23 protein-coding genes are annotated in these 26,932 nt (G+C 69.0%); 9 read left to right on the top strand and 14 right to left on the bottom strand.

From position 1 onward, the window contains the following. Positions 1-92 precede the first annotated feature (92 nt). Positions 93-3,266: an efflux RND transporter permease subunit gene (locus BM396_RS21665; RefSeq protein WP_043384006.1), complete on the top strand. Its 3,174-nt coding sequence runs from the start codon at positions 93-95 to the stop codon at positions 3,264-3,266. A gap of 160 nt (positions 3,267-3,426) precedes the next feature. Here the strand turns inward: BM396_RS21665 and BM396_RS21660 are convergent, their stop codons facing one another. Next, complete coding sequence (locus BM396_RS21660; RefSeq protein ID WP_043384002.1) at positions 3,427-4,245, bottom strand: hypothetical protein; 819 nt, start codon at positions 4,243-4,245, stop codon at positions 3,427-3,429. Between the two features lie 128 nt (positions 4,246-4,373). On the opposite strand from BM396_RS21660, the gene BM396_RS21655 reads away from it, so the two are divergent. Next, the gene (locus BM396_RS21655; protein WP_043353674.1) at positions 4,374-4,829 is read left to right on the top strand and encodes a DsrE family protein; all 456 of its coding nucleotides are present in this window, start codon (positions 4,374-4,376) and stop codon (positions 4,827-4,829) included. 104 nt (positions 4,830-4,933) lie between these two features. Here BM396_RS21655 and BM396_RS21650 read toward each other — a convergent pair whose 3' ends face one another. Together BM396_RS21650 and BM396_RS21645 are read right to left on the bottom strand one after the other, a co-directional pair. Continuing rightward, on the bottom strand, positions 4,934-5,509 hold the full coding sequence (locus BM396_RS21650; RefSeq protein WP_107059924.1) for a phospholipase A2 family protein: 576 nt from the start codon (positions 5,507-5,509) through the stop codon (positions 4,934-4,936). Between the two features lie 103 nt (positions 5,510-5,612). Next, entirely contained in the window at positions 5,613-5,864 is a 252-nt protein-coding gene (locus tag BM396_RS21645; protein WP_081948690.1) for a hypothetical protein, read from the bottom strand. Positions 5,865-6,157: 293 nt separating this feature from the next. Here BM396_RS21645 and BM396_RS21640 point away from each other — a divergent pair, with 293 nt between their 5' ends. The 3 genes from BM396_RS21640 (at position 6,158) to BM396_RS21630 (ending at position 7,934) form a co-directional block, all read left to right on the top strand. Next, positions 6,158-6,418: a hypothetical protein gene (locus BM396_RS21640; RefSeq protein ID WP_043353670.1), complete on the top strand. Its 261-nt coding sequence runs from the start codon at positions 6,158-6,160 to the stop codon at positions 6,416-6,418. A 257-nt stretch (positions 6,419-6,675) separates the two neighbouring features. Next, positions 6,676-6,927 (top strand): hypothetical protein, encoded by a 252-nt coding sequence (locus BM396_RS21635; protein ID WP_043353668.1) that lies wholly within the window; start codon positions 6,676-6,678, stop codon positions 6,925-6,927. A gap of 311 nt (positions 6,928-7,238) precedes the next feature. Beyond that, a complete protein-coding gene (locus tag BM396_RS21630; protein WP_043353666.1) occupies positions 7,239-7,934 on the top strand; it encodes a VIT1/CCC1 transporter family protein in 696 nt (231 codons plus the stop codon). 90 nt (positions 7,935-8,024) lie between these two features. On the opposite strand, the gene BM396_RS21625 is transcribed toward BM396_RS21630, so the two are convergent. After that, positions 8,025-8,231, bottom strand: coding sequence for a hypothetical protein (locus tag BM396_RS21625; RefSeq protein WP_043353665.1), 207 nt, complete (start codon positions 8,229-8,231; stop codon positions 8,025-8,027). A 940-nt stretch (positions 8,232-9,171) separates the two neighbouring features. Here BM396_RS21625 and BM396_RS21620 point away from each other — a divergent pair. Further along, on the top strand, positions 9,172-9,573 hold the full coding sequence (locus BM396_RS21620; protein ID WP_043383999.1) for an EF-hand domain-containing protein: 402 nt from the start codon (positions 9,172-9,174) through the stop codon (positions 9,571-9,573). A 672-nt stretch (positions 9,574-10,245) separates the two neighbouring features. Here the strand turns inward: BM396_RS21620 and ftsH are convergent. The 7 genes from ftsH to BM396_RS21580 all read right to left on the bottom strand — a co-directional run bounded on the left by ftsH (position 10,246) and on the right by BM396_RS21580 (position 20,355). Next, complete coding sequence (gene ftsH, locus BM396_RS21615) at positions 10,246-12,144, bottom strand: ATP-dependent zinc metalloprotease FtsH (RefSeq protein WP_075380941.1); 1,899 nt, start codon at positions 12,142-12,144, stop codon at positions 10,246-10,248. A 401-nt stretch (positions 12,145-12,545) separates the two neighbouring features. Then, positions 12,546-14,837, bottom strand: coding sequence for a glycoside hydrolase family 65 protein (locus tag BM396_RS21610; protein ID WP_043383996.1), 2,292 nt, complete (start codon positions 14,835-14,837; stop codon positions 12,546-12,548). Next, positions 14,834-15,559, bottom strand: a complete 726-nt coding sequence (locus tag BM396_RS21605; RefSeq protein WP_043383993.1) for an HAD family hydrolase — start codon at positions 15,557-15,559, stop codon at positions 14,834-14,836. Before BM396_RS21605 ends, BM396_RS21610 begins: the two co-directional genes overlap by 4 nt. 223 nt (positions 15,560-15,782) lie before the next feature. Continuing rightward, on the bottom strand, positions 15,783-16,808 hold the full coding sequence (locus tag BM396_RS21595) for an NAD-dependent epimerase/dehydratase family protein (RefSeq protein ID WP_043383989.1): 1,026 nt from the start codon (positions 16,806-16,808) through the stop codon (positions 15,783-15,785). Between the two features lie 144 nt (positions 16,809-16,952). After that, complete coding sequence (locus BM396_RS21590) at positions 16,953-18,173, bottom strand: ATP-grasp domain-containing protein (RefSeq protein WP_043383986.1); 1,221 nt, start codon at positions 18,171-18,173, stop codon at positions 16,953-16,955. Between the two features lie 308 nt (positions 18,174-18,481). After that, complete coding sequence (locus BM396_RS21585) at positions 18,482-19,228, bottom strand: ABC transporter ATP-binding protein (RefSeq protein WP_051976110.1); 747 nt, start codon at positions 19,226-19,228, stop codon at positions 18,482-18,484. After that, positions 19,225-20,355: an ABC transporter permease gene (locus BM396_RS21580; RefSeq protein ID WP_043383985.1), complete on the bottom strand. Its 1,131-nt coding sequence runs from the start codon at positions 20,353-20,355 to the stop codon at positions 19,225-19,227. The genes BM396_RS21585 and BM396_RS21580 overlap by 4 nt, the downstream gene beginning before the upstream one ends. Before the next feature lie 79 nt (positions 20,356-20,434). On the opposite strand from BM396_RS21580, the gene BM396_RS21575 reads away from it, so the two are divergent. Continuing rightward, positions 20,435-20,851 (top strand): hypothetical protein, encoded by a 417-nt coding sequence (locus BM396_RS21575; protein ID WP_244538928.1) that lies wholly within the window; start codon positions 20,435-20,437, stop codon positions 20,849-20,851. 386 nt (positions 20,852-21,237) lie between these two features. On the opposite strand, the gene BM396_RS21570 is transcribed toward BM396_RS21575, so the two are convergent. The 3 genes from BM396_RS21570 to BM396_RS21560 all read right to left on the bottom strand — a co-directional run bounded on the left by BM396_RS21570 (position 21,238) and on the right by BM396_RS21560 (position 23,691). Then, positions 21,238-21,483 (bottom strand): hypothetical protein, encoded by a 246-nt coding sequence (locus BM396_RS21570; protein ID WP_043356801.1) that lies wholly within the window; start codon positions 21,481-21,483, stop codon positions 21,238-21,240. A 141-nt stretch (positions 21,484-21,624) separates the two neighbouring features. After that, positions 21,625-22,212, bottom strand: coding sequence for a phasin family protein (locus BM396_RS21565; protein WP_043356803.1), 588 nt, complete (start codon positions 22,210-22,212; stop codon positions 21,625-21,627). Between the two features lie 987 nt (positions 22,213-23,199). Beyond that, positions 23,200-23,691: a response regulator gene (locus BM396_RS21560; RefSeq protein ID WP_075380933.1), complete on the bottom strand. Its 492-nt coding sequence runs from the start codon at positions 23,689-23,691 to the stop codon at positions 23,200-23,202. A 729-nt stretch (positions 23,692-24,420) separates the two neighbouring features. Between BM396_RS21560 and BM396_RS21555 the strand changes: the two genes are divergently transcribed. Together BM396_RS21555 and BM396_RS21550 are read left to right on the top strand one after the other, a co-directional pair. Next, a complete protein-coding gene (locus BM396_RS21555; RefSeq protein WP_043383978.1) occupies positions 24,421-25,869 on the top strand; it encodes a DUF1254 domain-containing protein in 1,449 nt (482 codons plus the stop codon). A gap of 516 nt (positions 25,870-26,385) precedes the next feature. After that, positions 26,386-26,862: a BLUF domain-containing protein gene (locus BM396_RS21550; protein ID WP_051976109.1), complete on the top strand. Its 477-nt coding sequence runs from the start codon at positions 26,386-26,388 to the stop codon at positions 26,860-26,862. Positions 26,863-26,932: the final 70 nt, after the last annotated feature.

The following is a 26,932-nucleotide window of genomic DNA, read 5'->3' as shown; positions in this document are numbered from 1 at the left end:
TCCGCCCGGTCACCGGAGGCCGGCATCCGCCCATCCGCGGCCCGCCGATGCGGCGGACCGCCCCTGAGACGCCGGCACCGAGGGCCAACGGCATGATCTCGCGCTTCTTCATCGAGCGGCCGGTCCTGGCCAACGTGCTGGCCCTGATCATGGCGCTGGTCGGCGCGGTGTCGCTCCTCAACCTGCCCGTGTCGCAATACCCCAACGTCGTGCCGCCGACGGTCCAGGTCACCACGCGCTATCCGGGTGCGAGCGCCCGCACGGTGATCGACACGGTGGCGCTGCCGATCGAGCAGCAGGTCAACGGCGTCGAGGGCATGCTCTACATGCAGTCGACCAGCGCGAGCGACGGCACCTACACCCTCACGGTCACCTTCGCGATCGGGACGGACGGCGATCAGGCGCAGGTGCTGGTGCAGAACCGCGTCGCGATCGCGATGTCCTCGCTGCCGCAGGCGGTCCAGGTCCAGGGCGTCACGACCCAGAAGAAATCCACCGCAATCCTGCAATTCGTGACGCTGTCGGCCACCGACGGGAAGTTCGACAGCCTGTTCCTGTCGAATTACGGCGTGATCAACGTGCAGAACGAGCTGGCCCGGCTCCCCGGCGTCGGCAACGTCACAGTGTTCGGCGCCGGCCAGTACGCGATGCGGATCTGGCTGGACCCCGATCTGCTCCAGGCCCGGGGCCTCACCCCCGACGCCATCATCAACACCGTGCAGCAGCAGAGCCAGGAGGTCACCGCCGGGGCCCTGGGGATGCCGCCGGTGCCGACCGGACAGGATTTCCAGTACACCCTCAACATCAACGGTCGGCTGAACGACGCCCCGGACTTCGAGAACATCATCATCAAGGCGGACGCGCAGGACGGCGGCCGCATCACCCGCCTGCGCGACGTCGGCCGGGTCGAACTCGGCGCGCAGACCTACAGCCAGTCCTTCACCCTGAACGGTCAGGCCGCCGCCGGCATCGGCATCTACCAGCTGCCGGAGGCGAACGCGCTCACGGTGGCGAACGCCGTCGGCACCCGGATGGCCGAACTCGCCAAGACCTTCCCGCCGGGCCTCGTCTACGCCATCCCGTTCGACACGACCGCGTTCGTCCAGGCCTCGATCCACGAGGTCTACAGGACGCTGTTCGAGGCCGCCGTGCTGGTCCTGATCGTCATCCTGGTCTTCGTCCAGGACTGGCGGGCCATGCTGGTGCCGGCGACGACGGTGCCGGTGACCATCATCGGCGCCTTCGCCGCCATGGCGGCGATGGGCTTCAGCGTGAACCTCTCGACGCTGTTCGCCATCGTGCTGGCGATCGGCATCGTGGTGGACGACGCCATCGTGATCGTCGAGGGCGTGGCCCACCATATCGACGAGGGCCTCTCGCCCCGGGCGGCGGCCGAGAAGGCGATGGAGGAGCTGTTCGGCCCGATCATCGGCATCACCCTGGTGCTCATGTCGGTCTTCGTGCCGGCCGCGTTCCTCCCCGGCCTGACCGGGCAGCTCTACAAGCAGTTCGCCCTGGTGATCGCCGCCACCGCGCTGATCAGCGCGATCAACGCCGCCACGCTGAAGCCGACCCAATGCGCCCTGTGGTTGCGCAAGCCGGTGCCGCCGGAGAAGCGGAACCTGTTCTACCGCGGCTTCAACCGCGTCTACGGGGTCGTCGAGGGCTGGTACGCCCGGCTGATCGCCCACATGGTCCGGCGCAGCGGCCTCATGGCCGTCCTCGCGCTCCTGCTGATCGGCCTGGCCGGATGGGGATTGACCCGCCTGCCCACCGCCTTCCTGCCCACGGAGGATCAGGGCTACGTGCTGATCGGGGCCCAGCTGCCCGACGGGGCCTCGAAGGAGCGCACCGACGCGGTGATGCAGCGCATCAGCGCGCAGGCGAAGGCGACGGCCGGCGTCGACAACGTGCTCACCATCAGCGGCATCTCGGTCCTCGATTCCAACGCCACCCTGCCCAATGCCGGTGTCGCCTACGTCGTCCTCAAGGACTGGGACGCCCGGGCCAGGGAGAAGGGCCAGGATCTGCGCAGCCTCTACGACCGCTTCAACACGATGCTGGAGGGCGTCGAGGACGCCGCGACCTTCGTGCTCATCCCGCCGCCGATCCAGGGCATCGGCAATGCCAGCGGCTTCACCATGCAGGTGGAGCTGCGCAACGGCGACTTCGATTACCCCCTGCTGGAGAGCCTCGCCCGGACGATCGTCGCCGACGGGAACGCGCAATCGGGCTTGCGGAAGCTCAACACCTCGTTCCGGGCCGGCGTGCCGCAGATCGCGATCGCGGTGGACCGGATCAAGGCCGAGGCGCTCGGCGTCACGGTCGGGCAGGTCTTCTCGACGCTCTCGAGCTACGTGGGGTCGTCCTACGTCACGCAGTTCAACAAGTTCGGCCGGACCTTCCAGGTCTACGTGCAGGCCGCGCCCGATTACCGGCTCCGCCCCGAGGACGTCGAGAACCTGAAGGTGCGCGCCGGCAACGGGGCGATGGTGCCGCTCGGCACCATCGTGGAGATCAAGACCGTGCAGGGCCCGTCCCTGATCAGCCTCTACAACCTCTACCCGACCGCCACGATCGTGGGCGGGGCGGCGCCGGGCTTCAGCTCCGGGCAGGCGCTGGACCTGATGCAGCAGATCGCCGCCAAGGTGCTGCCGCCGGGCACCGGCTATGACTGGACGGCGATGTCGTACCAGGAGAAGGCGGTCGGCGCGCAGATCTACCTCGTGTTCGGGCTCGCCATCCTCCTCGTCTACCTGGTCCTGGCCGGCCAGTACGAGAGCTGGATCCTGCCGCTGGCGGTCCTGCTCGGGGTGCCGCTGGCGCTCCTGGGCACGGTCGGGGCGCTGCTGCTGCTCGGCGTCGCCAACAACCTCTACACGCAGATCGGCCTGATCCTGCTGATCGCGCTGGCGAGCAAGAACGCCATCCTGATCGTCGAGGTCGCCCGCGAGAAGCGGCAGGCCGGTCTCGACATCGCGGCCGCGGCCGTGGAGGCGTCGCGGCTGCGCTTCCGCCCGATCCTGATGACCTCGTTCGCCTTCATCCTCGGCGTCCTGCCCCTCGTCACCGCCTCCGGGGCCGGCGCTGCCGCGCGCAAGTCGATCGGCATCACGGTCTTCAGCGGGATGCTGGCCTCGACCTGCCTGGCGGTGCTGTTCGTGCCGTGCTTCTACGTCATCCTGCAGCGCGTCGAGGAGCGGCGCGCGCAGGGGCGGCAGCCTGTGCCGACCGGGACCGCATCCTCGGCCCCCGAGAGGGTCTGACACCGTGACGGAGGGCGCGCATCCCGGATTGCGTCGGGTCCCGGGGGGCGGCGTGGCGGGTCCAGCCTGACGCCGCCGCGAGGATTTCGGCTCCTGGCGCGTCCCCCGCAACAGGGCGGTCGAGCGTACCGCGACACCGGGGATCGGACGCCCCGCCGCTTCACCGCGTGACGATGCCGGGCTCCTTCGGACTGGGCCGGCGCTGCAGGATGAGAAGCCCGGCCGAGTAGATCAATGAGACGAGGAGGGCGGCACACAGGGCGGCGGCGGCACCGAGGGCCTGGACCGTCAGGTGAAGCGTGAGCAGCGCCAGGCCGAAGCCGAAGACGCCCCGGATCGCAATGCTGGCCAAGCGTGCCATCGCGCCCCCGCCGATCCGGCGATGCAGGATCACGAAGGTGCTCGTCAGGGTGACCGGAAAGGCGGCGACCACCCCGGTCCGCGCCGGTCCCAGGGCCGAACTGACAGCCAGGACAACCGCCACGAACAGGGCCACGGCCGTCGCTCGGGCCAGGAGATGCACCGGTCGCGGCCGCGCGACGACCGCGCTCCGGACGAGGGAGGTTCGCACCGCCTGCCGGGTCGCGACGGCCCCCGCGCCATAGACGAGTGCGTTGAGCCCGAGGGCCGTCAGCGGCGTCCAGGACGCGGCGGATACGGGGATGGCCACCGCCAGCCATGCCAGCGTCGCCGGACCGAGGGTCGAGCCCAGATCCCGGCCGCTGGCCCGCAGGGCGTAGACGGTCAGGAACAGGCCCGTCGCCGCATTGGCGGCGAAGCCGTTGAGGGCCGCCCCGGCGACGAAGTCGGTATCGTGTTCCAAGGCCATGAACACGTAGGCCGGCCCGGCCGAGACCGGCAGGCTGACGATGAGGGCGCCCCAGACCGGTCCGAGGAGTTCCGCCAGCACGGAGGCCAGCACGACGACGGTTCCCGAGGCCAGCGCCCGGACCAGGGCTGTTACCCATATCGCTGCCACGGCCGCTTCCCCGGCATCGCACCGCCGATCCGGATCGACTTCGGAGCCGCGGCTTCGCTATCACGGGCGCCGGGCCTGGGCCAAAGTCACGGGCTCCGACAGGCGCCGGCCCCGACCGGAGATCAGCCATGCGACAGCTCCCCCGACGCCCGATCCTGTTCCTGCTGGCCGGGCTCGCCGCCGCCCCGGTCTCCGCCGCCGAGACGGGCAGGGGGCACCGCGTCGTGTTCCAGGTGGACACAGCCGACCCGGCCACGATGAACCTGACGCTCAACAACGCCACCAACGTGGTCGATCATTACCGCGCCAAGAACGAGGCGGTGGAGATCGACATCGTCGCCTTCGGGCCGGGCCTCGCCATGTATCGGGCCGACAAATCCACCGTGGCCGACCGGATCGCGCATTTCGCCGAGTCCGGCTTCCCGTCGAAGATCCAGTTCTCGGCCTGCAACAACACCAAGACCGCCATGGAGAAGGCCGAGGGGCATCCGATCCCGCTGCTGCCGCAGGCGACGATCGTTCCCTCCGGCGTCGTGCAGATCATGGAGCGGCAGGAGCAGGGGTGGAGCTATGTGCGGCCGTAGGGTGATCTGCCGGCGCGCGGCCTGCGCCGCCGCCGGTCCCGCGGCGGTGCGGGACGGGCGCGACTTCCGAAGTCCCGGCCGAGGAGCCGGTCCACCGACCGGGATCAGGGGGCGCGGCAGTCCATCGCGGCCGTCGCCTCGATCACGCTGAGGGCCCTGCGCCGGACTTCCAGCGTCACCTTCGGGCTGTCCGAGACGATGGAGGCCTCCCGTTTCAGCGTCGCGTCGCAGGCGCATGAACTGTACCCGGCCGTGTCATAGCAGGCATCGTGGCGCATGCATGCGGCGTCCAGGTCGTCGGTCGGCGGCAACCCCTCGCCGCGCTGCCCCTTCCCGCAATAGTTGCCGTGAAACAGTTCCTTGCCGGCAATGACTTGGCCAAGCTCGCCCTTGGGCGGGGCCGGCGCCTCGGCGCGGCCGCCCGGGTTCAGGTCGTTGGCCGGGCCGCCGGCCTTGGATCCGGACGAGCGGAGCGTCTTCGGGATATCGGACCGTTCGTCGGGCTCGTTCAGCGCCCCGCCGGCCCGCCCGTTCGGATCGGAGACATCCGGAAGGGGCGGGGGCGGCCCGGGGCGAGGCTCCCCGTCTTCGGCGGATGGAGGCGCCACAGGCGCCTGTGCGAGCGCACCCTGAGAGGTCAGGACGACAACCGCGAGGACAATCGCACGGACGAGGGTCATGACCGGTCCCGATGGCTAAGGCGCAGGCGCGCGCAAGGTGTCTCGGCCCAAGCGGGGTGCGGTCTGCCCGGGCCGGCGAGGCGAGGATATGCCCGCGACGGATCTAGTAGCGGTTGTCCCGGTACCCGCGGTAGCGACGCTCCTCGAAGACGCGCGCATCCCTGCGGCCGTAGCCGCCCATGTCGCGATGGCGGCGATACCCGTGCGCGGGCGCCCATGCAGGCGGGCCGCCGGGGCGGAAGCCGCGTTCCCCACGGGCCCAGGGCGGATCGGCCAGGGCGGCGGACGAGGTCCCGAGAACGCCTCCCGCCAAGGTCAGTGCGCCGAGCAGGAACAACGTTGGCGTGCGAAACATGGAGCCTCCCTCGCAGCGGGGTTGGTCCCGGTGCGGCTCAGATACGGCGCTCGGGGCAAATCCGTTCCACGCGCCGCGCAGCACCATGGGCCCATGCGACGACTGAGATGCGCGGTTTGAGCCGGCCAGACGTGCGACAGATCGGCAGGAACAACCTCAAAGAATTTCTTTAGTATTGAGGTCGGCGATATCTCCGGTCTTCGAACATCGGGCGATACTTTCGAGACATCGAATTTTTCTGGAACGGTCGCGGCCACCCTGCCGTTTAGGGGCTCCAACACAGGAGACGCTCAATGCGAAGCTTCCCGATCATCATTCTCGCCACTCTCGCTCTCGGCGGCAGCGCCATGGCCGCCGAGCAGGGGGCTTCGTCCAAGGCGCCCGGCCACGAGATGCAGGACCGCGGAAGCCGGGCGGGGAGCCCCGGCGCATCCGGCTATGCTCCCGGACACGAGATGAAGTCCGGCGGGATGGAATCGACCGGTTCGACCACGCGGACCGGCGGCACGGCTACCGGTACGTCCGGCACCGGTTCGACCGGAACCCACCGCTGACGCACCTGCTGCGCCCCTTCCGGCCCTGTCGGCCGGTCGGGGCGCAGTTCCGCGGGCGGTCGGAATCTCCAGCGCGGTCATCGTCGCCCTTGCACCGCGCCAAGCCACAGATCCGCTGAGGGCCCCGTCCGGAACGCCCGCCGGGGCACCGTCCGGCGCCGGCTGTCCGGGCCAACGCCGACGGGCCCGCCGGCGTGCAACCGCTTTCGACCCATTCGACTTACCGACCGGATTCATCGAGCCGAAGGGGCATCGCCATGCCGATACGTTTGGTCACGACCGTTCTGTTTCTGTCCACCGCGGCAACCTCCGTCTGGGCCGCGCCGATGTCCGCCGACGAGAAGGCGGCGTTCCAGCAGCAATGCATGGGCGACTTCACGACCTTCTGCGGCGACCTGACCCCGGAGGATGGTCCCGGAACACAGGCCTGCTTCGAGAAGAACATGGCGAAGCTCTCCACCGGCTGTCGGGAGGCCATACAGAGCTTCAAGCAGGCGAAGCGCGGCTGAGCCGTCGGCCGCTCAGCCCGAGCGGGCACGCCTGGCGCTGCCGGGACAGGCGCGCAGCCGAAACCGTCGGGGCTTTGGAGGGGGGCTTTGGAGGGATGACCCGCCGGGTGTGACCAGGGTCCTGCCGATCTCCTCGCGCCGGCGGGGTCGGCCGTTCCATCTGGCTCGGGCCCGGCGGAAACGCCCGGCCTGAGCGGGCTTCTCTGCGCCACAGCCGCTTCGGCGCATCGCCACCTCTGGCACGAGCGCGCCCTGCGTCGCATACTTCCCGGCAGCGGCAGATCCACACCCGCCGAGAGAGGCTGACGCCGATGCGCGCGCGCCATGCGGAAAGCCACCTGATCGAGCGCATCGGCTGGTTGCGTGCCGCGGTGCTGGGCGCCAACGATGGGCTCGTATCCACGGCCAGTCTGATCGTCGGCGTGGCGGCCTCCGCCGCCGCCGCCAGCGATATCCTGGTCGCCGGTACGGCGGGCCTCGTCGCCGGCGCGATGTCGATGGCGGCCGGTGAGTACGTCTCGGTGAGCTCCCAATCCGATACGGAGCGGGCCGACCTCGCGCGCGAGCGGCGCGAGCTCGAACAGGACCCGGCGGCCGAGCGGGAGGAGCTTGCGGGGATCTACGTCTCGCGCGGCCTCGACCACGATCTCGCGCTGAAGGTCGCCGACCAGCTGATGGCGCGGGACGCCCTCGGCGCCCATGCCAGGGACGAACTCGGCATCTCCACGTTCACCACGGCGCGCCCGATCCAGGCTGCGCTGACCTCGGCGGCGACGTTCTCCGCGGGCGCGGCCATGCCCCTTCTCGTGGCCGCGGTCTCTCCGGCCGACTATCTCGTCGTCTCGGTGTCCGCAGCTTCGCTGACGTTCCTCGCTGTGCTCGGGGCGTTGGGCGCGAAGGTGGGCGGCGCAGCGATCCCGCGGGCGACCGCGCGGGTTGCGTTCTGGGGGGCCCTGGCGATGGCGGTCACCGCGGGGATCGGGCATCTCGTCGGCAAGGTTGTGTGACCGCTCGGCCGGAGACACGGCGGAGGCGCAAGCCAAGGATCACGGAGCGCTGGGCGGCATTGCTGTTGCGCGCGTTACGCAGCGTCGGGCTCAGCGCGAGCCGATCTGCCCGACAACACGGTCAATCTCATCGATGACGCTCACCAGGAGTTTCGCCTGCTTGTCCAGATCGGCGACTGCCGGGCGGCCCGGCGTGTCCGTCGTCCACCAACGACCGTTATCGATGACGTCGACCAGCCGGCCGAGGCGGGCGTGCTCACGTTTCAGGGTGTCGATAAACTCCTTGCCGCTCTGCATGGACCCCTCCCTCTTGGACGGCCGAGCCGAGACTTGCCCCCGGAGCGGACCGCTTGAACGTGCGCAATCCCTTGTGTCGGCAAGGGAAGCGGCGATGGCCAGGGCCTTGATCCATTTCGGTTTGTTGAGACGGATACTGGCAAATAGCGACGTCCGACGCGACGATGACGTCGCGGCACATGGCATCCGGGCAACTGCCGCCGCGTCGGTCGTGCACCGGAGACGACCGCGACGGCGCGCGCCGAGGCTTCGCGCTGGGCAGAGGTGACTCTGGCGGGGTCGGGTTCAGGCCGTGCGGGTGCCGCGGTGGTCGCAGTCATGATGAGCCTACCTGTTCGCGCTCCAGCGACCGGCCGATCGAAGTCGAACTCGCATACAAGGTCAGCCTCGCGTCGTTGAGCCAGATCAACGCCAGGCCGCTGTTCCCGAGTCCGTTGCGAATGCGCGGATTGCTGCCGGCACGGTGGACACCACACTCAGCGGGTTCGGGCCGGTTCTCGAACTCCACCGGGCCTGCGGGAGCCGAGCGTCGCGTGCCACCCGGCCGCTTTGTCGAAGCGCGGGGGGCGGAGCGGCATCAGCGGAGCGGGTCTGCCCCTGCGCCGGATCGCCAGGACGGGCGCAGCCGCCACGACGCATGCCGTCATGCGCGCCTGCACCGCCGGTCTCGCCATCACACCCCAACCGGGTATCGGTGACACCCCCAGCGGGCCCCGCGAGGGACTTCGATGGCCGGGGCGCATCCGGCGCCCAGGACGTGGCGATGCCGACGGAATGGCATGCCTCAGATCGAACGCCGATCCTGAGGTCCTGAGCGGTTGATCAACATCAATGTGTGACCCCTCGGGGCAGGTAACCTGAATTCGGTTGCGCCCACGGCCGACCGCATCGCTGACGACATTGCGCGTGACGAGGGACATCTCTCGCTGGGGAGGGTTTCATGACGCTGGCGACACTGGTGCAGGTGACGGCCCTCACCACACTCCTCGCAGCCGGCTCGCTGTCCAGCGCAGGTGCTCAGACATCAACGGGCCCGGAGAACACGCCGGACCCAGCCTCCCCGCCCAACCGACCCAGCATGATGGGGCGGGGCATGATGAGCGGCATGGGAGGACTGGGCCATGGCGGCATGTGTGGCATGATGGACCACATGATGGACGGGATGATGGCCGGCGGCCTCCGAATGCGGATGATGTTCGCGATTGCGGATACGGACGGGGACGGTTCTCTCTCGTTCGACGAAGTGACGGCTATCCATAAGCGTCTCTTCAACGCGGTCGACGCCAACAAGGATGGAAAGGTGACCCCCGAGGAGCTTCGGAAATTCTTCTCGGATCGGTAGTCGAAGCTCACAGCAAGCCGCAGAGACCGAGCGGGACCAGCCCGCGCAGCCGCCACCTCGTCCTCCGCCCAGCCCGGCCTTGGGCCGGCGATGAGGCGGGTCGGCGATCCCATGAGGCATGAGCGTGCCGGCGCACCCGGCGCCTTCCACGGGCGAAGGGTCGGGGTGCGGGCGCGCGATGAGGTGCGGATCGGAGGCCGACCGCAGATGGGGCGCCGCCGCCATGGCCACGCCGTTCGGCGAGCCCGGCGCCACCCGTGTGACCGGCACCCGGCCTTCGCCGCGCCGGCCGGCCGGCGGGTCGATCCGCCGTCCCGGTGACCCCGCCTCGAACAGCGCCTCCGGGACCACGCGCGGGACCACGCGCGCGTGGGCCGCCGCCCATGACACAGATATGCTCAAGCATCTCCTCATCGTGCCGGTGGCCGTCGTCGGCGGCTTCCTCGTCGCGACGGGGTGGCCCGCCGCCCCCGACGCGTTGCGGGCTCTGCTGACCGGTGCGCGGCATCCGCCCAGGATCGCGGGCCCGGGGGGGACGCCGGCGGCTGTTCCAGAGCCGGAACGGGCCAGGCGCGTTCGCCTCACGGACGATCAGGTCGCCAAGGCCAGGATCCGCCCCAGACGGCCTTCCGGTCCTGCCGGCCGCGCCGTCGGCCCGGATGGCCGCCGGCTTCATCGGTCGGTGCCCTGCTTCGCATCGACCGGCAGCCGGACGACCGGCGCGCGCCGCCGCTCGGGCTCGGGAGACGGGCCTCGTTCCGGGCCCGGCCTGAGCGCGGGAAACTCCGCCGCCGTCACCGTTTCCACGTCGAGGAGGAGCGCGGCACCGCCCTCCAGATCCTGCCGCCGCCGTCTCAGGATCTCTGTCGCCGTCTCGAATGCCCCCGCCACGATGTCCCGGCCGGCAACGTCGATCTCGCGAGCCGTCAGGTCGGACGCGTTCGGCCGGTCGCTGCCGATCTCGGACAGGAACGGGTTCGCGGGTGGCAGATAGGTGCGCTGGCCGACCTCCGGCGTCATCCCGTGCCGGGTCACCATCTCCAGCGCGATCTGGGTCGCGCGCTGCAGGTCGTCCGCGGCACCGGTCGAGACATCCCCGTCGAAGACCAGCGCCTCGGCCGCACGGCCGCCGAGCAGGACCGCGATCCGGTTCCGCAGCGCGCTCGCCGTGATCAGGAACCTGTCCTCGGTGGGACGCTGGATCGTGTAGCCGAGCGCCCCGACGCCGCGCGGGATGATCGAGACCTTCAGGACCGGATCGACACCCGGCAGGCTCGCGGCAACGAGGGCGTGTCCCATCTCGTGGAACGCCACGCGCCTGCGCTCCTCCGGCCCAAGCACGCGGCTGCGCTTCTCAAGCCCGGCCACGATCCGCTCCATGGCGGCCGTGAAGTCGGCATAGGTGACGTCCGCGCCGCCGCGCCGGGTCGCCACGATGGCGGCCTCGTTGACGAGATTGGCGAGGTCGGCACCGGTGAATCCGGGCGTGATGCCCGCCACCTCGTCCAGGTCGAGCTCCCCGGCGAGCCGGACCTTGCCGACATGCACCTTCAGGATCTCGACACGGCCCTTCCTGTCGGGGCGGTCGACGAGCACCTGCCGGTCGAAACGGCCGGGCCGGAGGAGCGCCGGATCCAGGACCTCCGGCCGGTTCGTTGCAGCGAGAAGGATCACGCCGGTGGTCGGGTCGAACCCGTCGAGTTCCGCGAGGAGCTGGTTGACGGTCTGCTCGCGCTCGTCGTGGCCCCCCAGGATCTGGGTGCCGCTGCGGCTGCGGCCGAGGGAGTCCAGTTCGTCGATGAAGATGATGGCAGGCGCGGCCTCGCGGGCCTGCTCGAACAGGTCTCGCACCCGGGCGGCGCCGACGCCGACGAACATCTCGATGAATTCGGCCCCCGAGATCGAGAAGAACGGCACGCCGGCCTCGCCGGCGACGGCGCGCGCGAGCAGCGTCTTGCCGGTGCCCGGCGGCCCGACGAGCAGGATGCCCTTCGGTGACCGCGCCCCGAGCCGCCCGAAGGACTTGGGATCCTTGAGGAAGGCGACCGTTTCCTGCAATTCGGCCTTGGCCTCGTCGACGCCGGCCACGTCCTTGAACGTCACCTTCGTGTCGGTCTCGACATAGACCTTGGCCTTCGATTTTCCGATGGCCATGAGGCCACCGAGGCCGCTCCGCCCGGACACGCGGCTGAAGAGGGCGCGCCACAGAAAATAGACGGCGAAGGCAGGCAGGATCCAGGAGAGGAGGCCCGTCATGAAGCCCGTGGATGGGGCTCCCTTGACCACCACGCCCTTGGCCGAAAGCCTGTCGGCGAGGGCTGGATCGACGCGCGTCGCCACCACGTACCGGTGGCCGTTGTCCGCCGGCTCCTTCAGCGTGGCCGCAATCCGGTCGGTGCCGACGGTCGCCTCGGCGATCTTTCCCTGGGCGACCAATTGCTCGAACTGACTGTAGGGGATCGCGTCCGTCTGGCTGAAGCCGACCCAGAGATCGTGGACGAGCAGGACGCCGAAGGAGGCCGCTGCCACGGACCAGAGCGCCCAGCTCAACTTGCGCTGACTCGGGTCCATGAGCGCCTCCCACGTCGCTTCGGGAAGTGCGCCGTTCGGCCGCTCGTCGCTTTGCGCCAGCTCAAATGTCTCGGCCCGTCTGCGACCGCCGCGCGGGGTGGCGACATCCGTCGGTCGAGCGGGCTTAACGCGCAGCCTGTTCGGAGCCGCGGTCGAACGCGGCTCCGCATGACGCCGCAGCGAACCTCCGGTCGCCCCACGCGGACCGGCATGGGGGGCGGCTGCCGTCCGTGACGGGCAACCGTGCTTTGCTGGCTGGATCGGCGCCGAACCCATCGCCGATCAACATCCCGGGGATGGCCCCTCGGCGTGCGTCGCGGCGGGGATCGCTCACGGAGGGGAGAGGGCGGGCGGTCCCGGTCCCGCAACCGAGATCCGCCGCCCGCTCCAGGACGACGGTCTCATCCGCCGACGCCCTTGACCGTCAGGGGCCGGTCCATCGCGATGACGAAGGCGGCGCCTCCGGCGAAGACCGTCATGGGAGCCCCCCGGTCGAGGGCGACACGCAGCACACGGGTCGTCCCGTCTATGGCCACGGCCAGGTCCCGCCCGCGCCACCGGATCCTGAAGTCGAGGCTCTGCCAGTCGGCCGGCAGGCACGGATCGAAAGCGAGCCCGTCAGCCCGCAGCGACAACCCGGCGAAGCCGAGGATCGCTATCATCCAAACCCCGCCGAGGGCCGCGACGTGGATGCCGCCGCCGATCGCCACATGGGTGTCGGCGAGATCGATTGCCGCGCTTCGGCGGAAGTAGCTCAGCGCTGCCTCGGCACGCCCCAGCCGCGCGGCCGCGAGGCCGTGCATGGCCCGGCTCAGGGAGCTCCCGTGCCCGCATCGGGGCTCGTAATGGTCGAAGTTGGTCCCGCCGCTCGCGCCCGGAAAGGCCTCGGGCAGGAGGGCCAGGAGCGCGACGACGTCGGCCTGCTTGATGACCTGCGCCCGCTGCGTCCGCTCGCGCCCCAGCACGACATCCATCGGCACCGAGCGCCCGGCATAGGCGTTCAAATCGACCGTCTCCAAGGCCGAGAAGCCCGCGAACTGCTCGAACAGCCCCGTGGCCGGATCGAAGCCGGTGGCGATGGCCTCCGCCGCCTCACGCCAGTGCGCCAGTTCCGCCTCGCCGAGGTCCAGACTCCGCGCGAGGCGCGCCCACGTCTCCGGCCAGCGGGCCTGCACGAGGGCGGCGACGTCGAGGCCGCGCGCGATGGTCCACCGGGCCATCCCATTGGTGAAGGCGTTGTCGTCCACGCCCTCGTGATACTCGTCCGGCCCGATGACCGTGCGGATGTGACGTCGGCCGTCCGCCTCCAGCGCCGCACGCCAGGTCCAGAAACGAGCCGTCTCCAGGATGATCTCAGCCCCAGCCTCCTGCAGGAAGGCTTCGTCCTCGGTCGCCTGCCAGTATTGCCACACCGCATAGGCCACGTCGGCGCTGATATGCTGCTCCTGGCTGCCGCAGAGGACGTCCAGGATCTTGCGGTCCGGGCCGACCGTCTGGGCGGGCGTGACCTCCGACCCGCTATCGGCCGATTCCCAGGCGTAGAGGGCGCCCCGACAGCCCATCTGCGCGGCCTTGGCGCGGGCCGCGTCCAGGGTGCGGAAGCGGTACATCAGGAGGGTGCGCGCGGCCTCCGGCCAAGTCAGCGCGTAGAAGGGCACGAGAAAGATCTCGGTGTCCCAGAAGACGTGGCCGCGGTAATCGTCCCCCGTGAGGGCGCGGGCTGCGACGGAGACGTGCGGGTCTTCCGGATTCGCCGCCCCGTTCAGGTGGTAGATGGCGAAGCGCAGTGCGGCCTGGGCGGCGGCGTCACCCGTCACCCGGATGTCGCTGCAGCGCCAGCGCTCGGCCCAGGCCGCCTCGTGGCGGGCGAGGATGCCGCGCCAGCCGAGCGTGCGCGCGGCGGCCAGTTCCTTGCGGGCCCGGGCGCCCGCATGGACGTCGGTGGCGTGGTGGCGGGTCACCGCGATGATGCGCCGGAAGGTCACGATCTGGCCCGGCTGGGCGGTCCAGCTCCAGTTCCAGGTCAGGTCGCCCCGCATCACGGGCTGACGCTCGATCCCGTCGACCTCCAGGGAGGCCGCCGCCGCGATGGCGAGGCTCCGGCCGGATCGCCAGGTGCGCCACGCCTTCAGGTCGAGTTCCGCCCGTTCCGGCGCGAGTTCGAAATCCGTGGGCCCGAACGCGGCCTCGAAGGTGAGGTCGCTGACCCCGCTCTCGATCCGAAGCTCGATCACCTGCATGCCGATCGCACGCGCGTGCAGCGACACCAGCCGCAGGGAGCGCAGGCAGACATCGAGCGGGGCGTTGCAGGTCTGGCGGGCCTCCATGAACAGGGCCCCCCGTCGCATGTCCAGGGTCAGAGCCCGCGAGGACCGGTCCGGGCAGCGCATGAGCGGGCCGTCCGGCAGGAGGATGCGGACCTGCGTCCAGTCGGGGGCCGGCACCAGTTCCGGAACCACGCTGTCGGGCGTCGGCGTGTCGAACAATCCGGCGACGTAGATCCGCGGCGGAACAGCCCGGCAGGCGCCGAGATGGGAAGCCAGCCCGCCCCGCACGCCGAGAAAGCCGTTGCTGAGGGCGAAGCGGGTTTCGAAGGTGCTCTCCCGCAGCAATTCGTATCCGGTCTCGCGCAGCAGCCAGGACGGATCGCCTCCAGCGATCATGTCTTCGGCCAAGGTGTCGGCCACGCTCATGCGGCATCTCCCGAAGACGGCGGCGCGATATGCTCGATGCAGATCTCGTCGAAACTCGTGACCACCCGGTCGGCCCCCGCTGCCCGCAATCCGTCGGCGTCGCCGAGGCGGGCGATGCCGATGGCCGTCATGCCGCCGGCCTTGGCGGCCCGGATGCCCACGGGGGCGTCCTCGGCCACGAAACAGCGGGCCGGGACGACCCGCAATTCGGCGGCGGCCAGCAGAAAGATCTCGGGGTCCGGCTTGCCGTGGCGCAGGGCGCGGCCGCAGATGCGGGCCGCGAACGCGTCGAGCAGCGTCCGGTCCGGGCTCAGCGGCACCGCGCGCATCATGGCCTCCGCGTTCTTCGAGGACGAGGCCGCCGCCAGGGGCCAGCCCCGGTCGGCGAGGGCCCGGACGAAGCGGAGGGCGTCCGGAAAGGCCGTCACGCCCTCGGCCGCAACGATCCGCTCGAGACAGCGCTGTTTCGCATCGGCGTAGGCCGACACGAGGCGCTCGGTATCCGGTAGACCCAGCGCGGCGAGGGCCGCGCGGGCGCCGTCGATCCGGGCCTTTCCGGCGACCTGCGCCTGATACAGGGCGGTGGTGAAGGGCCGAGGATCCGCGACGCCGGCGAGCGCCTCGCGCCAGGCACGTTCATGCGGGGACGCCAGCAGGACGCCGTCGACGTCGAAGATGAAGGCGGGGGCGCTCGGGCGGCGCGTGATCGGTGGAGGCCTCATCCCGTCGCTCTCCCGGCCGAGTGGCGCGTCCTGCGGATCAGCCATCTCCCGGTCGCGCCGAAGACCAGAACCGACCTGGCGTCGGCGCGGGAGAGCATCCGGCCGCCGATTGTCAGGAGCGCCAGTGACTTGCGGGCTGGGCCGGCCTCGAGCCTCTCCGGCGACCGATGCGCGTCCGGCAGCCCGCCTGCCGGCGACACCCCGCTCGACGGCATCGGGCCGATCAGGACGCAAAGCCGGTGCTGCGGGCCGGTGCGGCCACATCCGCGCGCGGGACGGACCGCTCGGTGAGCCATGCGACCGCCAGCGCCAGTGCTTCGTCGATCGGTCTGGGTTCGTAGCCGAGTTCCCGGCGCGCCTTGCTGTGGTCGAACGCCGTGGAACGCAGCGCAAGGCGCACGCCCTCGCGCACGGCCACCGGACTTCGGTGGGAGATATGATCGGCGAACCACTCGGCAACGATGGCCACCGCCATCGCGAGGCTGCCCGGCAACGCCATGGACGGCATGCGTCGGCCCGTCATCCGCTCCAGCCTGGAGAGGAGCTGCCGCAGCGGCACGTTCTCGCCGCCCAGCACGTAGCGCTGCCCGGCCTGTCCCTTCTCCCCCACCAGACGCAGCCCCTCGGCCACGTCCCGGACATCGACGAGGTTGAGCGTGCAATCGAGGAAGAACGGCGTCTGCCCGGTCAGGAAGAGGGCGAGCATCGCCGCGGGCGGCGTCATGTTCCAGTCGTCCGGTCCGATCGGGACCGTGGGGCTCGCGATCACGACATCGCGGCCCGCCTGCGCGGCGGCGAACGCCGCCTGCTCGGCCAGACATTTCGATCGTGTATAGGGACCGGCCATCCGGTCCAGGGATGGGAGATCGCCGTCGCGCACCCGCGCAGCATCCCGAAACCCCGTGAGCAGCACCGCCTCGGTCGAGCAATGCACGACCCGTGCGGCAGGCGGCGCTGCGGCCAGCAGGCGTTCCGTGCCCTCGGCGTTCACGCGGGCCAAGGCACCCCGCTCGGGGGCCCACAGGTGCGCGTCGCCGGCCAGATGATAGACGCGCGCGATCCCGACCATCGCGGACGACAGGGCGGCGGCATCGAGAATCGAGCCGCGGCGATACTCGGCGTCAGCCGAAAGGCCACGCGGGTCGCCACAGTCGAGCACGCGCACGCTGCGCCCTGTGGCAATGATCGACTGGACGAGATGGCGGCCAATAAAGCCGCATCCACCCGTAACGAGATCGACGGCGGTCATCGGATTTCTCTGGAATTCGATGCGATGCTGATGTCCCGCTCATTTATTGCGTTGATCTCGATCAATTCCGCCGGTGTATTGGTGCGGAATTGGCGGCCAATACAATGCAGCGATTGGGCGGCCCGGGTCGGGCGAGCTGGAGGCTTAGGCCAGATCTCGAATGTGCCGCATCGCTTCGGGTGTCAGGAGGTGAGTGCCCCATCCCTGCCGCACCATCGCCCCGGCGCAGGCCGGCCGCGCGAGGAGCATGAGCGCCGCACCCACCACCGGCAGGACGCTCAAGGGATCGAGACGCACCGGCGTCAATTCTTCGCGCGCCTGCGCGAAGGGTCCTGGGCGGCCGACAAGCTGCAGGATCGACGCGACGAGGTTCCGCCGGCGGGCGCCCCGAAGCGCCGCACCGAGGAGGACTTGCAGGGCGAGCCGCGTGCGCACCCCCGGCCGACCCATGCGGCCGGGCGCGATGCTGTGACCGGCAGATACGCGGACCAGCAGGTCCGCAAGGTTGAGGCCCGCGAGGCTGGCGGCCATCGGCTCGACGAGGCGCGGGTTGCCGTCGATGTAGAGCGGGCGCTCGCCGCGGTCGTCCGTGAAGTAATCGACGGACAATGCGCCGTGCCAGGACAGATGGGAGCCGATCTTTGCAAGATCGCTGGCGACATTGGGGCGATGAACGCTTTCTTTGAGCGCCGCGCCGCCGCCTGCTCCCTCGACGAGCCTGCGCGTGGCGTGGAACCCGACGAGCCGCCCCTCCTGGAAGACGGCCTGCGCCTGCTCGAGGGGCGCGGACACCCATGCCTGCACGAGGATCGGCTCGCCCGGGGTCGCCACATGCGCGAGTTCGGCCGCGGCACGGTCCCGGTCCGCCTCGCAACGGATCAACCAGGTGCTGCGGCTCGCCGTGCCCAGGGCGGCCTTCACGACGAACGGGTAGGCCGCGTGCTGGGCGAGGCTGCGCGGATCGTCGAGCAAATGTGTTGGGGGCTGTTGCAGGCCGAGCTCGGTCAGCAGGCCGCGAAAACCGAGCTTCGTCAGGACGCGCTCGTAGCTTTCGAAGGCCGGAACCGCGAACGCAACCCGTGGGCGCAGTTCGTCGGCCAAGCGGGCGACGAGGTATCCCTGCTCGTGGATGGGCAGGAGGACATCGAATCTCTCCCGCGAGAGCGTCTCGTGGAGGAAGTGTCGAAACCCCTCCGGATCCGTGCCGAGGGGCGGGCAGCGATAGCGGCGGACGACCAAGCGCGAGAACCGCCCGAGGCAGATCCGGGCCGGATCGCAGTAGGCGACCTCGTGCCCGGCGAGCGCCAGGGCCGTGATGGCTTGGCGCGCAGACGTGCTGCTGCCCTCGGTCAGGAGAACGCGCATGCGGTGCTCGTCGCCTCCAGGATGCTCGGCGGCATGCCCGTCGCGCCGAGGCCGTCGAAGCCGGTGTCGATGCCCGTGTCGATGCCTTCAGGGCAGAGCGTCCGTCAGCGCCAGGACGCGCTGATGGCGGAGGCCCGTTATGGTCCGGATACGGGCGCCTCGCCGCGACGAGCAGACGGACACGGCTGTCGCGGCGGGGGTACGCATGGCCGGTTGCGAAGCCACCGCGCCCCGGGCTCGCGGACGTCCAGAAGACCGCCTGCCGCGCGCCACACCCGCCCGGCCGCGATGATTCTGCCGCCTGTCGATCATGGGCGGCCGGCCCTCTGCGAACCCACGGTCCGGGCATGCGTCTCGCAGTCGTCCGCGTCCGGCCGTTCCTCGCGCGTGATCGCCCCGTCCTCGATGTGCACGATCCGATCGGCGAAGCGGAAGAGACGCGCGTCGTGCGTCACGACGAGGACGGCCCGCCCGCGCTGCTTCGCCGCCGATGACAGGATGGCCATGATCGCCCGACCGTTTTCCGAGTCGAGAGCGGCCGTCGGCTCATCCGCGAGGATGACGGACGGATCCGCGACCAGCGCCCGCGCGATCGCGACGCGCTGCTGCTCGCCGCCGCTCAGCTCGCGCGGGAACGCGTTCAGCTTGGCGGAGAGGCCGACATCGGCGAGGACCGCGGCGCTCTTCGCGGTCGCCCTGGGGCCGCGCTCGCTGCGGATATCGAGGGCGAGCTGGACGTTCTCCCCCGCGGTGAGCGTGGAGAACAGATGGTAGGATTGGAAGACAAAGCCGATGTGCCGCCGCCGGATGGCCGCCAGCGCCTCCGGCCGGGCGTCGCCGGTCGGGACGCCGCAGACCCGCACGGTCCCGCTCGTGGGCGTCAACATGCAGCCCAGGATGGACAGCAGGGTCGTCTTGCCGCTGCCCGAGGGCCCGACCAGGACCGTCAACTCGTGGGCGCGGACGACAAGGTCGAGCGCCCGCACCGCCTCGACGCGCGTCGGCCCCTGCCCGTAGGTCTTGCACACCCGCGCGGCTTCGATCGCGGCGCTCATCGGGTGAGCACGCTCGCGGGATCGACCCGGATGATCCGGACGATGGAGGCGATGCCGGAGGCGACGCACATGAGGAGCGTGAGGGCGAAGGCGACCGCCACCAAGGCGGGGGTAATAATCACCGGGGCGACGCTCGTCGCGGTCAGACGCTCGACCCCGATACTGATTACGGTCGCCACCGAGAGACCGATCAGCGCGTTCACGAGCGCCTGGAAGGCGATGACCCTGTAGATGTATCGGTTGGAGGCACCGATCGCCCGGACCATCGCGAATTCGTAGAGGTGCTCCTTCGTGCTGGAGTAGAGCGTCTGCGCGATGATGACGGTCCCGACGATGATGGAGAGCAGGGCGCCCGCGACGAGAGCCGCGCCGGCCCCCGTCCGGTAGAGCCAGAAATTCAGGGACCGCGCGCGAAACTGTTCCGGCGTGAGCGCCTCCATGCCGGAGACACGCGCCTGCGCCTCCTGCCGGATGCGCGCGATATCGGCCCCCGGCTTCGCCCGGATGAGGAAGTACGTGACCAGATTGGCCGGTAATCCGACATAGGATCGGGCGCTGCGGAAATCGGTGAAGACGTAGGGCCGCGTCGTGAAGGAGCGCAGGCCGGAGGTGACCACCCCGACCGTCACCGGGTGCCCGCGAACCTGTGCCGTCTCGCCGCGCGCAGACACGCCCAGCTGGTCTGCGTAGGACCGTTCGAGCGACACGGTGCCGGCGGTCGCGAGATCGTCGAGGCCACCCTCCACGATGTTCCACGGCGCCAGGCCACCGACCGGGTCGGATGCGATGATGAAGATCCCGATCAATCCGCCGTCCGGCGGCAGCCAAGCCGAGAAGCCCGCCACCACCGGGACGGCCTCCGACACCCCGTCGACGGCGCTCAGCTCCTGGCGCATCTCCGCGTCGAGAATCGAGATGTCCTCGAAGTACTGCGTTCCTTTCGAGACGATCCAGAGATCGGCTGCGGTGTGATCGACGATCAGCGTCACCATCCGCCCGAAGCCGTAGAACAAGCCCATCTGCACCAGGATGAGGACGACCGAGAGCACGATCCCGGTGACGGCGGCCACGAACCGAAGCCGATCCTGAAGCAGATTCCGGAGCGCCAGCGTCATGACAAGCGGCATTCGCGTGCTCGATATGTGCCATTGTCATGTAAAAATCAGCATAAATTGCCAGTAATTAGATTGATATGGATCAATTGCGGTGCCATGGCTCTGTATTCACATTCGCTTTGATCTTGATCTGGAGGGCGATATGGGCCGCGCGTGGTGTGTCGCCGGGGCGGCGGCAGCGATGGTCCTGGTCGGTTCCCGCGCTTGCGCAGAAGACGCTTTCGAGGGGCGATACCTGCAGAACCGGCCATGCCGTGGCGACAGGACCGATCCCCCGAGCCTGAGGGTGACGATCACACCGCAGCAGATCACGTACGCGGGCGGAACCTGCGCGATAAAGACCAGGCGCGGCGAAGGGAGCAGGCTCATCTTCGGCGTCGCGTGCCGGTTTCGCAGCGGCATCACGATGGGATCGGACATCGTCTTTACGCGCCAGCGGGGCGGCGTCTGGCACATGACCCAGGGGGATGGGGATTTCGAGGCCGACATCTACAGGTGTCCGGACTGAATCCGAGCCGTGGCTGAAGGGAGCCGGACCTGCTGTCGCCGCCACGTCGAGGCCCCGGCGGTGAGCGCTTCTGCACGACGATCACCGGAGCCTACCTTGTGTGTCGCGGCCCTCTGCAGGGTCACGGTCTCTCGCCCGCCTCAGTCGGGCCATGGGCTGCGTGTGCGTTTCACCTGGTCAGGCGCGCCGACTCGGGTAAGCCGTTTCCGGCCCTGCTCCGACAGGTCACCGAGTGTCTCAGTCGGGTGGTTTTGCGACAGCCTGCTTCTGGGCAAGGGTTTGGAAGACGCAGACGCGGCTGCGGCGGCGACACGCCCGGCTCCCACGTCTGTGCGCGCTGCGTGAGCCTCACGGATTGCCCGAAGGCGATTGCCGGCCAATCCCGATCAGGTCGCCGTGAGACGCTTCTCGTTCGCAGCCACGTGCTCACGGTAGCGGGCGACAACCACGTCGACCGAACCTCCGGTCATCAAGGTGCCCGAGGCCTCGATGAATGCGCTGATTTTCTCGCTGACCATTCGGTGCGCCTCAAGCTGACCGTCGGCACCGCCCAATGCGAGTTTCACAAGCCGAAGTTCGACGACTCTTTGCGCCTCGAGAGCGAGCAGGGTCACGGCATAGGGGTTGTACATCGCGCACTCCGAGCCACGCCGCACGAGAACCGACACGACTGCGACAAACGAAAAGGGCGGCCGAAGCGACCGCCCTCGGGTTGATTGCCGGATCGAGGAGGATCGCTCGACCTTCGGTCCGGCGTCTCAGCGCACGCGCGCTCAGCCCTGCTGCGCGATGCCGGAGAAGGTCTTGCCGGCCTCCTCGATGGCGCGCGCCGAGGTCTCGGAGAGGGCTTTGCCGTCCTGAACCATGGATTGCAGCCCCTCACGGACGAGCTCGCTCTGGATCGCGGAGTACTCCTGCACCGATTTGGCGCGAGCCAGCTTGTTCAGGCCGTCGAGGTTGCGCTGCCACTGCTTCTGGCTCAGCGAAAGCCAGATCCGTGACGTGTCCTGGAAGGCCTGGGTGATCACGGTCCCGCAGCGAACGACTGCTTCCATGTTCTGCTTGGACTGCCGAGCCAAGCGCTCGCTGCCCTCGCCCGTGTAGCCGAGGGTGCGGCTGAAGCGATCCGCGGCTTGGCGCGCTTGGTGCGAGGCCGTCTCGACGCCTTTCTGCACGATGTGCTGGGTGTTCTCCGCGGCGCGCTCGTTGAGATCGACGAACTTGTTCACACCGTCGCGAGCGGCGTCGGCGAATTGTGTGGTCTGCTCGGCGGACTTGTCGGCGTTGGCCTTCAGGGTCTCGGCGGCCTTGTCGAACTGCCTGTTGTGCCTGTTCTGGTCAGTGTTTTGATTGGATGTCATTGTAAATTCCTGTCCTATAATCGATTGGCGATGTCTGCTCTGCGAAATTCAGATGCCAATCGGGATGCGGGGATAGTTATTTATCCCTCTTATTGCGCCTCATTTAAATCGTGCGCCGGATCATATAAACAATGTCTGAAATGAAGATTTGATCCAAATAATGATCCGTGATTTTCCAGAACGGAGATACTTAAATGATAAGTCGCTGATTGCGCTGCACAATAAAAGTTTCGGCAGGATGCACTGCGGTCAGGGTGGGTCGCGTGAGACCGCGACGGCGTATTGGGCGCAGGCCATCCCGTGGTCGCCAACGGCTTGCGAGGCGCTCGCGAGCCCAGGGCTGCCGCGATGCGGTCGTCAGCGGCACGATCCTCGCGGTCGACGCCGCCGATCATGGTCAAGCTGTAGTCCGGCCCCGGTCGGGAGAACCGCCCGAGATCGCCCGTCAGCGGAGCCGCCGCGGGCTTCGGCGCGGGCGTCGAGCGGCCCTTCGGCGCCTGCCGTCTGACGTTCCGCGGGTCCGTCTCGCGAAGCTCGGCCGCCAGGACGTCGACCCTTGCCGGAGCGATCGTGATCCGCCCCGGGTCCCGCCGGCCTCCTTGCCGACGCTCGGCACGCGCTCGCCGTCGCACGCGGTGATCGCGACGAGCTTGGCCATGCGGTCGAGCACGAGCGTCCGGTCGTCGGCGGTCCCGCCGGCGGCATCGAGCGCCCTCTCGATCGCAGCCGTGTTCCGCGCGCGGGTGGCCAGGTCGCCCCGGGTGGCCTCGCGCTCGGCCTGCTTCCGGAGCTCCGTGGTGATCGAGGCGTTCGAAAGGTCGCGGACCGGCAGCGGGCTCTGTCCGCTTCGGAGACGCCAACGAAGGACGCCGGATCGGTGAGACGGGCGGGTTTGCGATCGTCTGCCTGCGAGCGACGACGCCTCAAACCGAACATCGCCTCGGCCAAACTGACGGGCTTCAGACCTGGCCGTGATGGAAGCAGGGGTTACGTCTTGTCCGGCTCGGTCGAGGGGCCGGCAACGGTTCCCAGGCCGTTGCCCAGGTCCACTCCCCTGTGAGGCGGTACTCCGCTCGGCAATACGGGGGCGGTTGCGGGCGCCTCCTGCACCTGTGCGAGGCCGGCGTCCACCTCGTGGATGAGGTCTGCAAAGTCGTAGGGCTTGCTGAGCAGGCGTGTGCCCGGCGGCAGCGCCCGCTGAAGATCCGATCCGGCTCCCGAGGTGACAATGATGCCGACGGCGGGCCAACGGTGATGAACGAGATGGGCAAGGGCAACACCATCACCCACGATGCCGCGCCCCGTCACCAGCATGCTCACCGGGGTCGGTCCTTCGAGCACCGCCAGCGCCTCGGCGGCTGTGCGGACCTCTATGGCCTGAAAGCCAACATCCTCCAGCATGTCGGCCGTGACCATACGGACAAGTTCATCGGCCTCGGCGATGAGGATGGCTAAAGGCCTGCTGTCAGACACAGACATGCTCCGCGTGATCAGGGCGGGAGCGCTCGCTGCTCTCAGGCACTGACGGCCGGGTCCGAAGCCAGTGATTCCCCCTTATGCGCCAATTGTCCGCCGGGCGCGATGACCTTGGTTGTGGCAGCGCGTCACCCGAGGGCGCGCCCTGGTCCGGCCGCCTTTCGCCCAGAGCCGAACTTGCCGGACGGCCCGAATGGCGTCTGTGGACTCCCCTGCTTTCGGGGCGTCCAACAGCGGGCCGAAGGGCCGACATGGGTCGGCAGCGGACGGACCGCGCGGGGTGGGTTTCTGCCGGTCTGCTCCAGGGCGCAGAGACGTTGGAGCGGGCCTTGCCCTCCCGCTTGCTCACGACCCCAAGCAGCCGATCCCACCGGTAAAGATTGGGCATGCGGATGAAGACCAACTCCGCCGGTTCGCTATGGGGCGCCTTCAGCAGACCGCCGTTTGTGGCCGCTTCGAACTGGAGCGTTCCGCTAGGACAAGCCTTACTGGACTGTCAGACACACAGTGCGCTTCCGGGTCGAGCCAAGCCGCTGTCCCATTCGGTCAAGCTGCCGTGCTCAGCTTCGGTATGCTGCCGCGCGCCGCGATCCGATGTGGCTCTCGACGGTTTCTCTGTTCTGACGGTCGGCAAAGCCGGTCCGGCGAGAGGGCGCTGCATTCGGCGCGTCTAGGGGATCGAGATTTTTCCTGAAGCCGCCTGCCTGAGCGGGCAATTCCGAGGAGACGGTCATGGATGTCACCAGACGGATCTTCGCCGCCGGCGCCGCTACGATCCCGTTCGTCGGCTCGGGCCTGCCTCTCGCCCGGGCTCAGAGCACGGCCCAGGACGCGCCACTCATCGGCAACAACGCGGTGGCCGATCCGATCGAGCTGGCGACGGACGCCTATGTCTACGGCTACCCGCTCGTCACCATGGAGATGACCCGGCGCGTGCTCACCAATGTGGCGGCGCCTGAGGGCAAGAACGCCCCGATGGGCCAATTCGCCAATCTGCGCGAATATCCAGACGCGAAGTTCCGGGCCGTCACCGCACCAAACGCGGATACTCTGTACTCCAGCGCCTTCATCGATGTCGGGACAGAGCCCCACCTTCTCAGCATCCCGGAGGAGGACGGCCGATACTATCTCATGCCGATGCTGAGCGCCTGGACGAACGTGTTCGCCGTGCCGGGCAAGCGCACGACGGGAACCGGGCCGCAAACCTACTTCATCGCCGGACCCGGCTGGAGCGGCAGCGTGCCGTCCGGCGCCAAGCTGATCCAGGCGCCGACTAACCTGATCTGGATCCTTGGCCGGACCTACTGCACGGGGGCTCCCGAGGATTATAGGGCCGTGCACGCGCTGCAGGACCAGTACCGGCTCATCCCGGCGAGCGCGGCCGGCAAGCCGTACACACCGCCTCCGGGGCGCGTCGATCCGAGCGTCGACACGAAGACGGCAGTGCGCGAGCAGGTCAACCGCATGGATGCGACGACCTACTTCAACATGCTGGCCACCCTCATGAAGGACAACTCGCCGGCGCTCGCCGATGGGGTTCCGGTCGCCAAGATGGCCTCACTCGGCATCGTGCCGGGCCAGCCCTTCGATCCCGCACGCCTGCCGCCTGCCACCCGCGAGGCAATCGCGCAGGCGCCGAAGGAGGCCATTCCTCGCATCATGGGACACATGAAGACGGCGGGACAGCACGTAAACGGCTGGACCTTCACGACCAACGGCGGCGATTACGGCAAGGATTACCTGCAACGCGCTCTGGTGACGGCGGTCGGGCTCGGCTGCAACTTGCCGCAGGACGCAGTCTACCCGGTGGCCATGGTTGATGCCGCGGGCCGTCGGCTGACCGGCGCCTCGACCTACGTGATGCGTTTCCCGGCCGGCGAGCTGCCGCCCGTCAACGGCTTCTGGTCGCTGACGATGTATGACGCGGACTACTTTTTCGTCGACAACCCGATCAACCGCTATTCATTGAGCCCGCGCGACAGCCTCAAGGCCAACCCGGACGGCTCGGTTGATCTCCTCATCCAGCATGAGAGCCCTGGCCCGCAGCGGGAGGCGAACTGGCTACCTGCCCCGGCCGGGCCTTTCATCCTGATGCTCCGCACCTACTGGCCGAAGGACGTCCTCCTGAACGGCTCCTGGGCGCCGCCGCCGGTCACCCGCAGCTCCAGCGCCACGCTCTAGGCCGCACGGCCGGATCCCTGCCCGAGAGGCAGCGCTCCATAAGATCCAATCCGCGAACGTCCGCCTGCGACGGTGACGCAGTCCGTTGCGACCGCCCCGCCGAAGGCCGGCTCCTCACCCCGAGCCGAAGTCGCTTTACCGCAGGCAAACGTCTCCTTTGAGGACGAGACGAACGCGGTCCTGACGACCGAGATGGGTCGAAACCTGCAGGGCCGCTCAGGGCGAGAGCGGTCCGACCGCTTTCGGACCGCCAGGCAGGGAAGCCGACGTCGGTTCCGCGCCTGCACACGACCCATGGCAGGCCAATGGCAGGCCCGTGACAGGCCCGCTTCGTCGTCACCGCATCGGCCTGATCGCGGGTGAGCACGCTGATGGCCGGTCGATCCGCAGCACCTTCGGTGTCCGCGTGATGGCCGGGGCGACCAAGCTCAATGCCAAATCCGGTTCGTTGCGCTATCCTGCCGCTGACGCGCCGGGGGGAACGCCCTGCTTGGCATAGACGGAAAGAGCCCGCTCATGTTCGATGAATACGGCATTCCACGCGGCGCTGAGTTGAACGAAGTCCCGCTGCCCGCGCTGTATCATTTCGTCTATTGCAGCCGTGCCGCCGACGGCGTCGACGACGCCGAGGGCGGCCGCATCGTCAAGGCGGCCCAGCTCCACAATCTCGCGCATGGCATCACCGGGGTCCTGGTGTTCGGCAGCGGCGTCTTCTTCCAGTGGATCGAGGGGCCGGCTGCCCAGATACACAAGCTGATCGCGCGCCTGCATGGCGATTCGCGCCATTACGATGTCGTTTCGCTGAGCCAGAGCGAGGAAGAGCGAGAGCGTCTCTATCCGGACTGGGAGATGGAGAAGGTCGAAGCCGAGGACATCCGCATGGTCCTGACGGACGCGCTTGAAAGCGCCGAAGACAAGAGCAACATCGCGGCCCTCAAGCGGATTCTCAAGCAACTCGATTCGGGACCGCTCGATTCGCTGGGACGAAGCTGATCGGGCCAGCCCGTAACATCCAGTCCGGCGCCCGATCGGCGTTGTGGGCCAGGACTTCGATGGGCTCCAT

The organism is Methylobacterium sp. UNCCL125 (assembly GCF_900116795.1).
GTDB classification, from domain to species: domain Bacteria; phylum Pseudomonadota; class Alphaproteobacteria; order Rhizobiales; family Beijerinckiaceae; genus Methylobacterium; species Methylobacterium fujisawaense.
This window is presented reverse-complemented; position numbering and strand designations above follow the sequence as displayed.

Excerpts from the sequence above, each read along its gene's own strand:
- BM396_RS21665 (WP_043384006.1), top strand. The coding sequence starts at position 93 with ATGATCTCGCGCTTCTTCATCGAGCGGCCGGTCCTGGCCAACGTGCTG.
- BM396_RS21655 (WP_043353674.1), top strand. The coding sequence starts at position 4,374 with ATGCGACAGCTCCCCCGACGCCCGATCCTGTTCCTGCTGGCCGGGCTC.
- BM396_RS21650 (WP_107059924.1), bottom strand. The coding sequence starts at position 5,509 with ATGACCCTCGTCCGTGCGATTGTCCTCGCGGTTGTCGTCCTGACCTCT.
- BM396_RS21645 (WP_081948690.1), bottom strand. The coding sequence starts at position 5,864 with ATGTTTCGCACGCCAACGTTGTTCCTGCTCGGCGCACTGACCTTGGCG.
- BM396_RS21640 (WP_043353670.1), top strand. The coding sequence starts at position 6,158 with ATGCGAAGCTTCCCGATCATCATTCTCGCCACTCTCGCTCTCGGCGGC.
- BM396_RS21635 (WP_043353668.1), top strand. The coding sequence starts at position 6,676 with ATGCCGATACGTTTGGTCACGACCGTTCTGTTTCTGTCCACCGCGGCA.
- BM396_RS21630 (WP_043353666.1), top strand. The coding sequence starts at position 7,239 with ATGCGCGCGCGCCATGCGGAAAGCCACCTGATCGAGCGCATCGGCTGG.
- BM396_RS21625 (WP_043353665.1), bottom strand. The coding sequence starts at position 8,231 with ATGCAGAGCGGCAAGGAGTTTATCGACACCCTGAAACGTGAGCACGCC.
- BM396_RS21620 (WP_043383999.1), top strand. The coding sequence starts at position 9,172 with ATGACGCTGGCGACACTGGTGCAGGTGACGGCCCTCACCACACTCCTC.
- ftsH (WP_075380941.1), bottom strand. The coding sequence starts at position 12,144 with ATGGACCCGAGTCAGCGCAAGTTGAGCTGGGCGCTCTGGTCCGTGGCA.
- BM396_RS21610 (WP_043383996.1), bottom strand. The coding sequence starts at position 14,837 with ATGAGCGTGGCCGACACCTTGGCCGAAGACATGATCGCTGGAGGCGAT.
- BM396_RS21605 (WP_043383993.1), bottom strand. The coding sequence starts at position 15,559 with ATGAGGCCTCCACCGATCACGCGCCGCCCGAGCGCCCCCGCCTTCATC.
- BM396_RS21595 (WP_043383989.1), bottom strand. The coding sequence starts at position 16,808 with ATGACCGCCGTCGATCTCGTTACGGGTGGATGCGGCTTTATTGGCCGC.
- BM396_RS21590 (WP_043383986.1), bottom strand. The coding sequence starts at position 18,173 with ATGCGCGTTCTCCTGACCGAGGGCAGCAGCACGTCTGCGCGCCAAGCC.
- BM396_RS21585 (WP_051976110.1), bottom strand. The coding sequence starts at position 19,228 with ATGAGCGCCGCGATCGAAGCCGCGCGGGTGTGCAAGACCTACGGGCAG.
- BM396_RS21580 (WP_043383985.1), bottom strand. The coding sequence starts at position 20,355 with ATGCCGCTTGTCATGACGCTGGCGCTCCGGAATCTGCTTCAGGATCGG.
- BM396_RS21570 (WP_043356801.1), bottom strand. The coding sequence starts at position 21,483 with ATGTACAACCCCTATGCCGTGACCCTGCTCGCTCTCGAGGCGCAAAGA.
- BM396_RS21565 (WP_043356803.1), bottom strand. The coding sequence starts at position 22,212 with ATGACATCCAATCAAAACACTGACCAGAACAGGCACAACAGGCAGTTC.
- BM396_RS21560 (WP_075380933.1), bottom strand. The coding sequence starts at position 23,691 with ATGTCTGTGTCTGACAGCAGGCCTTTAGCCATCCTCATCGCCGAGGCC.
- BM396_RS21555 (WP_043383978.1), top strand. The coding sequence starts at position 24,421 with ATGGATGTCACCAGACGGATCTTCGCCGCCGGCGCCGCTACGATCCCG.
- BM396_RS21550 (WP_051976109.1), top strand. The coding sequence starts at position 26,386 with ATGTTCGATGAATACGGCATTCCACGCGGCGCTGAGTTGAACGAAGTC.